Below are 13,648 nucleotides of genomic sequence, written 5' to 3' on the forward strand. Positions count from 1 at the left end.
GACGCGTCAACCAAGCAAGGAGCCTGCATGGGCGGTCCCACCTCGACATTCATTTTCAGCCTTGCTCTCCTGGCATTGCTGACCGGTTGCGGCCAGGAAAAGGCCGTGCCCAAGGAGCATTCCCGGGTCTTTGTGCAAACCGTGAAGTCGGCCGATTTTGCCGCAGCCGTAACCTTGACCGGCGACATTCAGGCCCGGGTGCAGACCGACCTGTCGTTCCGCGTCGGTGGCAAGATCATCCAGCGCATGGTCGATGTCGGCGACCGGGTGACGGCCAGGCAAGTGCTGGCCAAGCTGGACCCCAAGGATTTGCAGACTAATGTCGATTCCGCCCAGGCTCAGGTGGTGGCCGAACAGGCTCGGGTCAAACAGACCGCCGCCGCCTTTGTGCGCCAGGAAAAACTTTTACCGAAGGGCTACACCAGCCGCAGCGAATACGATGCGGCCCAGGCCGCTTTGCGCAGCAGCCAGAGCGCGCTGACCGCTGCCCAGGCGCAGTTGGCCAACGCTCGCGAGCAATTGGGCTATACCGCGTTGGTCGCCGATGCGCCGGGGGTGATCACTGCACGCCAGGCTGAAGTCGGCCAAGTGGTGCAGGCCACGGTGCCGATTTTCAGCCTGGCCCGGGACGGTGAACGCGATGCGGTGTTCAACGTCTATGAATCCTTGCTGGTAGAGCCGCCGGCTGACGCGCCGATTACCGTCAGCCTGTTGGACAATCCGGACATCAAGGCCGTGGGCAAGGTCCGTGAAGTCACGCCGGCCGTGGCCGCCAACAGCGGCACCGTGCAAGTGAAGATCGCGCTGAGCGCGTTGCCGGCAGGCATGCAACTGGGCTCGGTGGTCAGCGCGACGGCCAATGCACCGGCCAAGGCCAGCGTCGAGTTGCCTTGGGCGGCGTTGACCAAAGACCTCGACGAGCCGGCCGTGTGGCGGGTGGATGACGACGGCAAGGTGCAATTGCACAAGGTCACGGTCGCCCGTTACCTCACGGGCAAGGTGATCATCGGCGACGGCCTCAAGGGCGGCGAAAAAGTGGTGGTGGCCGGGGGGCAGTTGTTGCACCCCGGCATGATCGTGGAAATCGCCCAGCCGCCGGATCAGGCCCAGGCGCAGGGAGTTCAGCCATGAAGCGGCTGACTGTATTAGTGGCGTCCAGCGTGTTGCTGATGGCTTGTTCCAAGGAAGAACCGACGCCCGAACCGGTACGCCCGGTGCTGTCGATTGAAGTGAAGTCCGAAGACCAGGAAAGCCTCGGCCGATTCGCCGGCACCATCCAGGCGCGCTACGAAAGCAATTTGGGCTTTCGTGTGCCTGGCCGCATCGCGCGGCGCGCCGTTGACGTTGGCAGTGAAGTGGAGAAGGGTGCTCTGCTGGCTGTCCTCGATCCGACGGATCAACAGAACCAGTTACGCGCTGCCCAAGGTGATCTGGCCCGGGTTGAGGCCCAGTGGATCAACGCCCAGGCGAATGCCCGGCGCCAGCAGGAACTGTTCAACCGTGGCGTCGGTGCGCAGGCGCAACTGGACGTCGCCCAGACCGACCTGAAAACCACCCAGGCCTCTCTCGACCAGGCCAAGGCTTCGGTCAACCAGGCCAAGGATCAGCTCAACTACAGCGAGTTACGCACTGACCACGCTGGCATTATCACTGCCTGGAACGCCGAGGCTGGCCAAGTGGTCAGCGCCGGCCAACAAGTGGTGACCCTGGCCCGTCCCGATATCAAGGAGGCGGTGATCGACCTGCCTGCCGGCCTGGCCGAGCGCTTGCCGCCGGACGTAGTGTTCCGCGTCGCCGGGCAACTGGACCCGAGCGTCAACACCACCGCCATTGTGCGCGAGATCGAGCCCCAGGCCCAAAGCGCCACCCGCACCCGTCGCGCACGCCTGACCCTGGCCGAGACGCCTGCGGCCTTTCGCCTGGGCACCGCCATCAGCGTGACTTTGAGTTCGGCCATCGCGCCGCGTATCGAACTGCCCCTGAGCGCTTTGCAGGACGCCGATGGCAAAACCCGCATCTGGGTGATCGACACCCAAAGCCAGACCGTGCAGCCGCGAGACGTGACGATCATCAGCCGTACCACCGACAGCGCGTTGCTCGACGGCAGCGTCAAACCCGGTGAGCGGGTGGTCAGCGCCGGCGTCAATAGCCTGAAGCCAGGGCAAAAAGTCAAAATCGACGAGGACAGCCCGCGATGAAAGGGAGCTTCAACTTATCCGACTGGGCCCTCAAGCATCAGTCCTTCGTCTGGTACCTGATGTTCGTCGCGCTGCTGATGGGCGTGTTCTCATACATGAACCTTGGCCGCGAAGAAGACCCCTCGTTCACCATCAAGACCATGGTGATCCAGACCCGTTGGCCCGGCGCGACCCAGGAAGAAACCCTCAAGCAGGTTACCGACCGCATCGAGAAAAAACTCGAAGAGCTCGACTCCCTCGACTACGTGAAAAGCTACACCCGGCCCGGCGAGTCCACGGTATTCGTGTTCCTGCGGGACACCACCAGTGCCAAGGACATCCCCGAGATCTGGTACCAGGTACGCAAGAAGATCAACGACATTCGCGGCAGCTTCCCCCAAGGGTTGCAGGGGCCGGCATTCAACGACGAGTTCGGTGACGTGTTTGGTTCGGTGTATGCCTTTACCGCCGATGGTTTGTCGATGCGTCAACTGCGGGACTACGTTGAGCAGGTACGCACCGAGATCCGCTCGGTGCCGGGGCTGGGCAAGGTCGAAATGATCGGCCAGCAGGACGAAGTGATTTACCTGAATTTCTCCACTCGTAAACTGGCGGCCCTGGGCATTGATCAGCGCCAGGTAGTGCAGAGCCTGCAATCGCAGAATGCGGTGACCCCGGCTGGGGTGATCGAGGCGGGACCGGAGCGGATTTCCGTGCGTACCTCCGGGCAGTTTGCCTCGGAAAAGGATCTGGCCAACGTCAACCTGCGGCTCAATGACCGGTTCTATCGGCTGGCGGACGTGGCTGAAATCACTCGCGGCTATGTCGATCCATCGACACCGATGTTTCGTTTTAACGGCAAGCCGGCCATCGGCTTGGCCATCGCCATGCAGAAGGGCGGCAATATCCAGTCCTTCGGTAAGGCCCTGCACCAGCGCATGGACGAGGCGACCGCTGACCTGCCGGTGGGCGTCGGTGTGCACAAGGTTTCCGACCAGGCCGAAGTGGTAGAGGCGGCTGTCGGCGGTTTCACCAGCGCGCTGTTCGAGGCGGTGATCATCGTGCTGGTGGTGAGTTTTATCAGCCTCGGCATGCGCGCCGGGCTGGTGGTGGCGTGCTCGATTCCGCTGGTGTTGGCGCTGGTGTTTGTGTTCATGGAATACAGCGGCATCACCATGCAGCGGGTGTCGTTGGGCGCACTGATTATCGCCCTCGGCCTGTTGGTGGACGACGCGATGATCACCGTGGAGATGATGATCACACGGCTGGAAAAAGGTGAGACCAAGGAGCAGGCGGCGACCTATGCCTACACCTCCACCGCGTTCCCGATGTTGACCGGCACCCTGGTGACCGTGGCCGGCTTCGTGCCCATTGGCCTCAACGCCAGTTCGGCGGGTGAGTACACCTTCACCTTGTTCGCGGTGATTGCCGTGGCGATGCTGGTGTCGTGGGTGGTGGCGGTGCTGTTCGCGCCGGTGATCGGCGTGCATATCCTCAGCCGCAACGTCAAACCTCACAGCGCCGAGCCTGGGCGCATTGGCCGGGTGTTCAATGGCGGCATGCTCTGGGCCATGCGCAATCGTTGGTGGGCCATCGGCATCACCGTGGCGTTGTTCGTGGCCTCGGTGTTTTCCATGCAGTTTGTGCAGAACCAGTTTTTCCCGTCCTCGGACCGCCCGGAAATCCTCGTCGACCTCAACCTGCCGCAAAACGCCTCGATCAATGAGACCCGCAAGGCCGTGGACCGTCTGGAAGCGATCATCAAGGATGATCCTGATATCGCCCGCTGGAGCACCTATATAGGCCAAGGCGCGATTCGTTTCTACCTGCCGCTGGACCAGCAGTTGGAGAACCCGTACTACGCGCAGCTGGTGATTGTCAGCAAGGGCCTGAAGGAGCGTGGCGCGTTGATTGAGCGGCTGCAGAAACGCCTGCGGGAGGATTTTGTCGGTGTGGGCAGCTTCGTGCAGCCCTTGGAAATGGGCCCGCCGGTGGGCCGGCCGATTCAGTATCGGGTGTCCGGCAAGGACATCGACCAGGTGCGTAAACACGCGATCGAACTGGCGACGATGCTCGACAAGAACACCCACCTCGGCGAAATCATCTATGACTGGAACGAGCCGGGCAAAGTCCTGCGTATCGACATCGCCCAGGACAAGGCGCGCCAGTTGGGCTTGTCTTCCGAAGACGTGGCGCAACTGATGAACAGCGTGGTCAGCGGGGCCTCGGTGACTCAGGTGCATGACGATATCTACCTGATCAATGTGGTCGGTCGCGCCGAAGATGCCGAGCGCGGCACACCGGAGACCTTGCAGAACCTGCAGATTGTCACGCCCAGCGGCACCTCGATTCCGCTGTTGGCGTTTGCCACGGTGCGTTACGAGCTGGAGCAACCGCTGGTGTGGCGTCGGGACCGCAAACCGACCATCACCATCAAGGCGGCGGTGCGCGACGAGATGCAGCCGACGGATCTGGTCAAGCAACTGGCACCGGATATCGAAAAATTCAGCGCCAACTTGCCGGTGGGCTACAAGGTCGCCACCGGCGGTACCGTAGAGGAAAGCGGCAAGGCCCAGGGCCCGATTGCCAAGGTGGTGCCGCTGATGCTGTTCCTGATGGCGACCTTCCTGATGATCCAGCTGCACAGCGTGCAGAAGATGTTCCTGGTGGCCAGTGTCGCGCCGCTGGGGCTGATTGGCGTGGTGTTGGCGCTGATTCCCACGGGCACGCCCATGGGGTTTGTGGCGATCCTGGGGATCCTTGCGCTGATCGGCATTATCATCCGTAACTCGGTGATCCTGGTGACCCAGATCGACGACTATGAGCGCGACGGCTACACGCCGTGGGACGCGGTGGTGGAAGCCACTGAACACCGGCGCCGGCCGATCCTGCTCACGGCGGCGGCAGCCAGCCTGGGCATGATCCCCATCGCCCGGGAAGTGTTCTGGGGGCCGATGGCCTACGCGATGATCGGCGGGATCATTATCGCCACCTTGCTGACGCTGCTGTTTTTGCCGGCGCTGTATGTGGCCTGGTACAAGATTCGCGAGCCGAAGAAAGAATAGACCTGATGCGTTCCCACAGGGATGTGGGAATACTCCTGAGAGTGTCGGTTTGCGCCAGGCTTCGGCTCAATTGGGTTAACCTCCGGGCCTGATCTCATTTGCCCAAGGCCCGTGTCATGATCCGTTGTCTGCGCCACACCCTGTTGGTTTACGCTCTGTTGCTGTCGTCGATGGCTCACGCAGGGGCCGTGTTGGAAAACGCCCTGTGGCGCGTCGAGCTTGACCCGGCAACCCTGGCGATTCGTGTGATCCCCGCCGATAAGCAACCTGTGCAGGCCTCCACGGGTGTCGCTGCTCACTCTGTCAGCCAACTCACTCAAAGCGCCCAGCAGGCCTCTTGGCAATGGAATGACGGTGCCTATCGCCTGAGCGCCAGCCTCGACCAACGTGACCTGGCCCTGACCATCACCGCCCGGGAAGCGAGTGAACTGGATATCCTCCAGCAACCGGCCAGCGCGATGGGCAAAGGCCTGATCTGGCCTCTGGCCGAGGGGCATTACGTGCCCGCCGGCAACAGGCTTTGGCAGGACTTCTTGCTGGAACAGGGTGATGTGAACACCACGCAGGACCTCAGCCTGCCGTTGTGGGGTGTTGATCACGGCACGTTCACCCTCAACTGGCTGCTGACCAACCCCTACAACAACCGCCTGCACTGGCAAGCCGAGGGTAAGCAGCTGGCGTTGTCCGCCCGTCACGAGTTCACGGCGCTGGACCCCACTGCACCGATGACACTGCTTTTACACCTGGGCGATGCCGATCCGTTGGCTGCGGCCAAGCGCTACCGAGGGTGGCTGGTGGAGCAAGGGCAGTACGAGCCGCTGGCGGATAAGCTGCGGCAGACGCCGGACGCCGAGAAGTTGCTGGGCGCCAGCCATATCTACCTGTGGGGCAATGACTTGCTGGGCGCAGGCGATGTGCGCGACTGGTCGCAATTACGCAAGGTGCTACGCAGCGATCACGGCCTGGCGGGGGAGCTGAGAGGCCTGCTGGACAAGGAGTCGCTGCAGGTCCTGCAGGTCACTCAACCGTTTCTTGATTGCTATCAGCAAGCCACCTTGTTGCGCGGTTTGAATGCAGCGATCAATAAAAAGGCGCGTCAGAGTTGGCAAGCCGTTGCCGAACCGGACATGGAAAAACTCGCCGACGGCTATGGTGTGTTACGCGGTGACTTGGCTTCGGCGTTTTCCAATGCCCTGACTGAAACCCCACAAACCTGGGGCAGTACCTTGTCCGCAACGACCATCAAGTCCTTGCAGGATGCCGGGCTCAAACGCCTGCTGCTGACCCTGGGCGAAGGCTGGGAAGGCGGGCTCTGGCACCCGGAAGCGGTACGTGCTGGCGTTGATGCCGGTTACTTGATGGCGCCTTATGACTCCTATGAAACGGCGTTATCCGCCAAGGAAAACCCGGACTGGACTACCGCGCACCTGGGCAGCAACGCTCATCGCGACTGTGGAATCCTGCTGAAAAACGGCCAGCTCAAAACCGGCTTCCAGAAGTCCGGTTACTACACCGACCCGCGCTGCGTGCGACCGCTATTGGAGGCACGGGTGAAGGCGGTACAGGCCAAGGCCGGCTTCAATGCCTGGTTCCTCGATGCTTACGCCACCGGCATGCTGTTCGACAGTTACCGCTCCGTCCTCAACATGACCCAGGCGCAGAACGCCGAAGGCAATATCGACGCCGCTCGTTGGATCAACACCGTGCTCAAAGTGCCGGCAGGTTCAGAAGACGGTAACGCCGTCACCGCCCAAGGCGTTCTGTTTGCCCATGGCATGCAGACACCTGTGATGGGGTGGGGCGATCGGGACATGACCCAGGACAAGCAATCGCCCTACTACGTGGGCGCATGGTACCCGCCGGAACAGCCTGCGGTGTTCTTCAAGTCCGTTCCTTTAAAAGAGCCGTTTCGCACGGTCTACTTCGACCCGGCGATGCGTCTGCCGTTGTACCAGACGGTGTTCCATGGCTCGGTCATCACCACTCATCATTGGTTGTTCGACAGCCTGAAACTGAGCAATGTGCAGGCCGAAAATGAACTGACCCAACTGCTGTACAACGTGCCGCCGCTGTATCACTTGAGTGCGGCGACGCTTAAGCAGCGCTTGCCGCTGATCCAGCGCCAGGACGGGTTTTTCCGGCCGTTGCACCAGCGTTTGGCGACCCAGGCCATGACGGATTTTCGTTGGCTGACGGCGGATCGGCAGGTGCAGCAGACCACGTTTGCCGATGGCACGCGGTTGGTGGCGAACTTTGCCGGGCAGGTGCGAGAGGGGTATGCGGCGCGCAGTGTGACGGCGTTGGTGGTGGGGGAGGCGCCGGTGGTGTATCAGGTGGATTAGCGGTGGCTTTGAGTCCGTCATCGCAGGCAAGCCAGCTCCCACACTTGACCGAGTTGTTTGGACCGAATGCAGTCAAATGTGGGAGCCGGGCTTGCCCGCGATGGCATCAGGCCAGGCAATGGGAGGCTAAACCTTGCGCCACACACTGGCCAGCCAAGGCTGCTGTTCCCGAGGCAACCCGGCCGGACGATAGTAATGCTCCAGCTCCACAAAGCCCGCCGCCGTCAGCAAGCCTTGCCAGGCTTGCAGGTCATGGTAGGCGCCATAACGCGGCCCATTCCAGCCTTCCTGGTTTTCACCCCGTGGGTTGGAGCTGAACAACACCCCGCCCGCTTTCAACGCGCCCTGCAACTGCCCGAGAATGCGCGGCAGCTCCTGCTTGGGAATATGGAACAGCACCGCATTGGCGAAGATCCCGTCAAAGCGTTCGGCGGGCAGGTCGAGCTTCAAGAAGTCCTGTTGCAACACCTCGCAGCCGCTGTCGTCCCGGGCCATCTGGGCGAAGCGCTCCGAGCCATCGAGGCCGACAGCGATATGGCCCATGCGAGTAAAAGTCTGCAAATCCCGCCCCGGCCCGCAGCCGAAATCCAGCACGGTGAAGGGTGCGTCACCCTGAATATGCCGCAACAGCGCGTCGATGTTCTGGCTGACATCATGATCGCGGGTGCCTTCACGGAAATCCTCGGCCACCTGGTTGTAATGGCCGAGGGTGGTGGAGGTGATCTGGTCGAGGTCGTCGGGGGCGAGTTTCATGGCAAGCGGCACCGCAAAGAGAGATTGCCCGACTATACATCAACGCTTATTCAACCCCCGCGCTAACCGATCCCCGCCCAACTGAATCACCGCCACCAGCATCACCAACAGCACGATCACCGTCAGCATGATCTGGCTGTCAAAGCGCTGGTACCCATACCGATAGGCAATATCCCCCAGCCCGCCCGCGCCAATCGCCCCGGCCATGGCCGAAGAATTGATCATCGTCACCAGCGTAATGGTGAACCCCCCGACAATCCCCGGCAGCGCCTCAGGCAACAACACATGCCAGACAATATGCCAGCGCCGGCAGCCCATGGCCTGTGCAGCCTCAATCAACCCATGGTCGACCTCACGCAGGCTGACTTCGGCTATTCGCGCAAAGAAGGGCGTCGCGGCAATGGTCAGCGGCACCACGGCGGCCCACACACCGTAAGTGGTGCCGACGATCAGCCGTGTGAACGGAATCAACGCCACCATCAAAATCAGAAACGGAATGGAGCGGAACAGATTGACGAACGCCCCCAGCACCCGGTTCAAGGCCGGAGCCTGGTAGATGCCGCCCTTGTCGCTGGTCACCAGGAACACCGCCAGCGGAATGCCCACCAGCAGCGCGATCAGCGACGACACACCGACCATCAACAACGTGTCGATGACGCCCTGCAATAAACGATCAAACCACATAGCCCAGCACCTCCACCTGTTGTGCCCAACGCCCTGCGCGGGTGCGCAGTTCTTCGGCGCCCAGGGATGAACCGGTCACTGCCAACAGCAATTGCCCAAGGGCATGGCCCTGGATTCTTTCTACCCCGCCTTGCAGCAGCCGCACCCGGCCACCGAGGGCGCTGAACAACGCGGCCAGGTCCGGTTCATCGTGGCTGGCGCCGGTAAATTGCAAGCGCAGCACCACCGCTGCTTCTGCGGACGTTGGTTTGGCTTGCAAACGGCTTTGCAACTCCTCCGGCAGCCCGTGTTGCAAGGGTGCGAGCAAGGTTTTGCTGACCTCGTGCTGCGGGTTGCCAAACACTTCCCACACCGGGCCTTGCTCGACGATCTTGCCGTGCTCCAGCACCACCACCCGGTCGCAGATTTCGCGGATCACCGCCATTTCATGGGTGATCAAAACGATGGTCAGGCCCAGGCGTTTGTTGATCTCGCGCAGCAGGCCGAGGATCGATTGCGTGGTTTCTGGGTCGAGGGCCGATGTGGCTTCATCGCACAGCAGGATCTGTGGGTCATGCACCAGCGAACGGGCGATGCCCACTCGCTGCTTTTGCCCCCCGGACAACTGCGCCGGATAGGCCGTGTGCTTGTCTTGCAGGCCCACCAGCTCCAGCAGTTCACGCACCTTTTTTTCGCGCTGCACCTTGGGCACACCGGCCACTCTCAGCGGCAACTCAACGTTCTGCCACACGGTCTTGGCCGACATCAGGTTGAAGTGCTGGAAGATCATGCCGATACGCCGCCGCAGCGCCACCAGGTGGTCTTCGTCGAAGTCACCGATGTCCACCTGATCAATCAACACCCGACCGCTGCTGGGTTGTTCCAGGCGGTTGATGGTACGGATCAACGACGACTTGCCAGCACCGCTGCGGCCGATGATGCCGAACACTTCACCGCGCTGGATCGCCAGGTCAATGCCTTGCAGTGCCGGCACGGCTTGACCGTCGTAGGTCTTGCCCAGGTTGATAAACCGCACATGGGCGCGATTCAGGTCGGGGTGCAACTCGGTCTGTTCGGCGTCCTCAGGCTGCGTGTCGAGGGGACGCAATTGGGCATTGGCGGCGCTCATGCTTAACCTTCCCAGCCGGCTTGATACAGCTTGCCGTGGGCTTTATCCAGGGCGGCGCGTACGGCCGGCGAGTGTTGGTAGATGTCGACGAATTTGATCAGGCGCGGATCGTTTTTGCTTTTCGGCCGGATCACGAACTGAATCACGTATTCCTTGTGGTCAAGGCCGTCGAACAGCAGCGCCGACTCGGCATCGAAGGTCTTGGACAGGCGGATATAGGCCGGGTAGCCCTGCACCAGATCGGCGTCGTCATAGGCGCGCACCAGTTGTACGGCTTCCACTTGCAGGATCTTCAGTTTCTTCGGGTTGGCGATGATGTCTTCTTCGGTGGCTTTGTAGCCAACGCCGGGCTTGAGGGTAATCAAACCGGCCTTGGCCAGCAGTTGCAGGCCACGGCCGCTGTTGATCGGGTCATTGGCAATCGCCACGGTGGCGCCCTGAGGCAGCTCGTCGAAGCTTTTGTATTTTTTCGAGTAAAGACCGACGTTGTTGATGATCCCCGGGGCGAACGGCACGAGGTCAAACCCGGCGGCGGCCTTGGCGTTTTCCAGGAACGGGATGTGCTGGAAGTAGTTCACGTCGATGTCGCCGGCGGCGAGGCTGACGTTGGGGGCTATCCAGTCGGTGAACTCCACCAGTTCGACTTTCAGGCCTTGCTTGCCGGCTTCCTCGACGGCTGCTTCCAGGGGAATGGCGAAGGCGGCGGTGGTGCCGACTTTCAGCGGTGCATCGGCGGCGAACACGGCCGAGCTGAACAACCCGAGGGCGAGGGCCAGTGCTTTGACTGGGTGGGTGAGGTGTGTGGTTTTCATATCGAATTTCCAGTCATAAGTATTGGGGTGAGCGACGCAAATTAATGTGGGAGCTGTCGAGCCCTGGCGAGGCTGCGATGGGATCACCTCGGTGTGCCGGACGCCTGCATCGCTGCCTCGCCAGGGCTCGAGAGCTCCCACAGGGGTCAGTGGCGGTAGGTCGAGCCGGTGTGTTGCTCGGGTAAGTGAGCTGAGTTGTGGAAAATTTTTTCCCGCAGCGTCCCTGGCTCATACGCGGTCTTGTACGACCCGCGTCGCTGTAACTCCGGAATCACCAGCTCAATGAAGTCCACATAGCTCTCCGGCGTGACGATGCGCGTCAGGTTGAAACCGTCCAGGCCGGTTTCGCTGATCCACGATTCCAGTTCATCGGCCACCTGAGCAGGCGAGCCCACCAGCGTGATGTAGCGACCGCCGAGGGCGTGTTGCTCCAGCAACTTGCGTCGGGTCCAGTCGTTGTTTTGCAGGTTTTTGGTGGCCGACTGGATGGCGTTGCTTTTCACGTACTGGATCGGCTCATCCAGTTCGTACTGGGAAAAGTCGATCGCCGTGGACGCTGAAAAATGCGCCACGCCGGCTTCGGCACTGGCGTAACTCAGGTACTCGGCGTGCTTGGCCCAGGCGGCTTCTTCGGTGGCGCCGACGATCACGTTCAGGCCCATGAACACCTTGATGTCATCGGGGTTGCGTCCGGCTTCCACCGCACTGGCGCGCACCTTGTCGACCTGAACCTTGGTTGAGGCCTTGTTTTGCCCGCTGATAAACACGCACTCGGCATGGCGCCCGGCAAACAGCAAGCCGCGCTCCGAACTGCCGGCCTGGAACAGCACCGGCGTACGTTGCGGCGACGGTTCGCAGAGGTGATAGCCCTCCACCTGATAGAACTCGCCCTGATGCTCGACCTTGTGCACCTTGCCCGGTTGGGCATAGACCCGCGCCTTTGGATCGTTGAGCACCGCGTCGTCTTCCCAACTGCCTTCCCAGAGCTTGTAGAGCACTTCCAGGTACTCGTCGGCCTGGTCGTAGCGGCGGTCATGCTCGACTTGCTCGCGCAGGCCCATGGCCTTGGCGGCGCTGTCCAGGTAGCCGGTGACGATGTTCCAGCCCACCCGGCCGCGACTCAGGTGGTCGAGCGTGGACATGCGCCGGGCGAACAGGTACGGCGGCTCGTAGGTGAGGTTGGCCGTCAGGCCGAAACCGAGGTTCCTGGTGACAGCGGCCATGGCTGAGACCAGCAGCAGGGGGTCATTGACCGGTAGCTGGATCGACTCCTTGAGAGGCACGTCTACCGAGTTCTGGTAGACGTCGTACACCCCGACGATGTCGGCGATGAACAATCCGTCGAACAGCCCGCGCTCCAGCAGTTGTGCCAGTTCGGTCCAGTATTCGATGGTTTTGTATTGAGTTGAATTGTCCCGTGGATGAGTCCACAGGCCATGGTTGATATGCCCGATGCAGTTCATGTTGAAGGCATTGAGCAGGATTTTCTTTTTGCTCACTAGATCGTCCCCCGCAGTGGCGGGTTTTCATCGTTGAGGTAGTAATTGCCCACCGCGTGGTACTTCCAGCGCACCGGGTCGTGCAGGGTGTGCACCCGGGCGTTGCGCCAGTGACGGTCCAGGCCATGCTCGGCCAGGGTCGCCTGGCTGCCGGCCAGTTCAAACAGCACGCTGCCGGCGGCGAGGGAAATCTCGGTGCTCAGGGCGCGCACTTCGGCGACCGCAATGGAGGCTGCTGCGACGGTCTCGGCTGTGCTGTCGGCCTGGGCGCGGTCGAGGAATTCGCCGGAGCGTTCCAGCAAGGCCTCGGTGGCGTGCAGGCGAATACTCAAGTGGCCAAAGCTCTTCAGCGTCAGCGGGTCTTCGGTGGCCTTGTCGCTGCCGGAATCAATCCATGGGCGGGTCTTGGTGCGCACAAAGTGCAGCGCATCTTCGAAGGCGGCGCGGGCGATACCGGTGTCGATGGCGGCGTGCAGGATCTGCGCCAGCGGGCCAACCGTGGTTGGGCGTTCAAAGGCGCTTTGAAACGGCAGTACGTCGCCAGCGGCGACCCACACGTTATCGAACACCACCGAACCGCTACCGGTGGTGCGTTGGCCGAAGCCGCTCCAGTCGTCGATCACCGTCAAGCCCTCGCTGTCCCGAGGGACGAAGGCCAGTTGCTGAATGCCATTTTCATCCACCACCGAGGTGGGGATGCGTTGGGCGTAGATCGCACCTGTCGAGTAAAACTTGCGGCCGGTGATGCGAAATCCGTCGCCGTCGCGGGTCAGTTGGGTGACGCGGTCATGGGCCGTCTTGGTGCCCAGTTCCGCCAATGCATTGCCGAAGCGTTGGCCGTCCAGTACTTCGGCGTAGAGACGTTTCTTCTGCTCCTGACTGCCATTTACCCGCAGTACTTCCAGGGCGTAAAAATGGTTTTGCGGGATCTGGCCTAACGAAGCGTCAGCCTGGGCAATCAGTGCCGTGACCTTGGCCAGGGTGACATTGGAAACCCCCGCGCCGCCGTATTCCCTGGGCACGCTGATGCCCCACAAACCGGAGCGGGAAAATACATCGAGTTCGGGCAGGGGCAGGCGGCGCTCGCGGTCACGCTGGGCGCTGTCTCGGCGGAAGTCTTCAGCCAGATCGCTGGCGACAATAAGGGCTTGTTCATCGCTGGTGATAACCGCGACGTGGTGAGAAAGGGTCATGTACTTCTCCAGAGG

At 61.6% G+C, this 13,648-nt stretch carries 10 protein-coding genes; 4 read left to right on the top strand and 6 right to left on the bottom strand.

The features are described 5' to 3' along the window. Positions 1-27: 27 nt before the first annotated feature. From GNF76_RS23475 to GNF76_RS23490, 4 genes are all read left to right on the top strand, one after another. Positions 28-1,131, top strand: a complete 1,104-nt coding sequence (locus GNF76_RS23475; protein ID WP_155585466.1) for an efflux RND transporter periplasmic adaptor subunit — start codon at positions 28-30, stop codon at positions 1,129-1,131. Further along, positions 1,128-2,198 carry an efflux RND transporter periplasmic adaptor subunit gene (locus tag GNF76_RS23480; protein WP_155585467.1) on the top strand — a complete coding sequence of 357 codons (1,071 nt, stop codon included), beginning with the start codon at positions 1,128-1,130 and terminating at the stop codon, positions 2,196-2,198. Before GNF76_RS23475 ends, GNF76_RS23480 begins: the two co-directional genes overlap by 4 nt. Next, positions 2,195-5,242, top strand: coding sequence for an efflux RND transporter permease subunit (locus tag GNF76_RS23485; RefSeq protein ID WP_155585468.1), 3,048 nt, complete (start codon positions 2,195-2,197; stop codon positions 5,240-5,242). Before GNF76_RS23480 ends, GNF76_RS23485 begins: the two co-directional genes overlap by 4 nt. Positions 5,243-5,358: 116 nt before the next feature. Next, positions 5,359-7,584: a glycoside hydrolase gene (locus GNF76_RS23490; RefSeq protein ID WP_155585469.1), complete on the top strand. Its 2,226-nt coding sequence runs from the start codon at positions 5,359-5,361 to the stop codon at positions 7,582-7,584. Positions 7,585-7,710: 126 nt separating this feature from the next. Here the strand turns inward: GNF76_RS23490 and GNF76_RS23495 are convergent, their stop codons facing one another. The 6 genes from GNF76_RS23495 to GNF76_RS23520 form a co-directional block, all read right to left on the bottom strand. Then, positions 7,711-8,337 carry a class I SAM-dependent methyltransferase gene (locus GNF76_RS23495; RefSeq protein WP_155585470.1) on the bottom strand — a complete coding sequence of 209 codons (627 nt, stop codon included), beginning with the start codon at positions 8,335-8,337 and terminating at the stop codon, positions 7,711-7,713. A 39-nt stretch (positions 8,338-8,376) separates the two neighbouring features. Next, positions 8,377-9,021, bottom strand: coding sequence for a methionine ABC transporter permease (locus GNF76_RS23500; RefSeq protein ID WP_155585471.1), 645 nt, complete (start codon positions 9,019-9,021; stop codon positions 8,377-8,379). Next, on the bottom strand, positions 9,011-10,129 hold the full coding sequence (locus GNF76_RS23505) for a methionine ABC transporter ATP-binding protein (protein ID WP_155585472.1): 1,119 nt from the start codon (positions 10,127-10,129) through the stop codon (positions 9,011-9,013). Before GNF76_RS23505 ends, GNF76_RS23500 begins: the two co-directional genes overlap by 11 nt. A gap of 2 nt (positions 10,130-10,131) precedes the next feature. Next, a complete protein-coding gene (locus GNF76_RS23510; protein WP_155585473.1) occupies positions 10,132-10,941 on the bottom strand; it encodes a MetQ/NlpA family ABC transporter substrate-binding protein in 810 nt (269 codons plus the stop codon). A gap of 146 nt (positions 10,942-11,087) precedes the next feature. Continuing rightward, complete coding sequence (locus tag GNF76_RS23515) at positions 11,088-12,440, bottom strand: LLM class flavin-dependent oxidoreductase (protein ID WP_178123518.1); 1,353 nt, start codon at positions 12,438-12,440, stop codon at positions 11,088-11,090. Next, on the bottom strand, positions 12,440-13,633 hold the full coding sequence (locus tag GNF76_RS23520) for an SfnB family sulfur acquisition oxidoreductase (RefSeq protein WP_155585474.1): 1,194 nt from the start codon (positions 13,631-13,633) through the stop codon (positions 12,440-12,442). Before GNF76_RS23520 ends, GNF76_RS23515 begins: the two co-directional genes overlap by 1 nt. Between the last annotated feature and the right edge of the window lie 15 nt (positions 13,634-13,648).

Origin of the sequence: Pseudomonas spelaei, assembly GCF_009724245.1 — a bacterium.
Classification (GTDB): domain Bacteria; phylum Pseudomonadota; class Gammaproteobacteria; order Pseudomonadales; family Pseudomonadaceae; genus Aquipseudomonas; species Aquipseudomonas spelaei.

Coding starts and splice junctions, on each gene's coding strand:
- GNF76_RS23475 (WP_155585466.1), top strand. CDS start 28: ATGGGCGGTCCCACCTCGACATTCATTTTCAGCCTTGCTCTCCTGGCA.
- GNF76_RS23480 (WP_155585467.1), top strand. CDS start 1,128: ATGAAGCGGCTGACTGTATTAGTGGCGTCCAGCGTGTTGCTGATGGCT.
- GNF76_RS23485 (WP_155585468.1), top strand. CDS start 2,195: ATGAAAGGGAGCTTCAACTTATCCGACTGGGCCCTCAAGCATCAGTCC.
- GNF76_RS23490 (WP_155585469.1), top strand. CDS start 5,359: ATGATCCGTTGTCTGCGCCACACCCTGTTGGTTTACGCTCTGTTGCTG.
- GNF76_RS23495 (WP_155585470.1), bottom strand. CDS start 8,337: ATGAAACTCGCCCCCGACGACCTCGACCAGATCACCTCCACCACCCTC.
- GNF76_RS23500 (WP_155585471.1), bottom strand. CDS start 9,021: ATGTGGTTTGATCGTTTATTGCAGGGCGTCATCGACACGTTGTTGATG.
- GNF76_RS23505 (WP_155585472.1), bottom strand. CDS start 10,129: ATGAGCGCCGCCAATGCCCAATTGCGTCCCCTCGACACGCAGCCTGAG.
- GNF76_RS23510 (WP_155585473.1), bottom strand. CDS start 10,941: ATGAAAACCACACACCTCACCCACCCAGTCAAAGCACTGGCCCTCGCC.
- GNF76_RS23520 (WP_155585474.1), bottom strand. CDS start 13,633: ATGACCCTTTCTCACCACGTCGCGGTTATCACCAGCGATGAACAAGCC.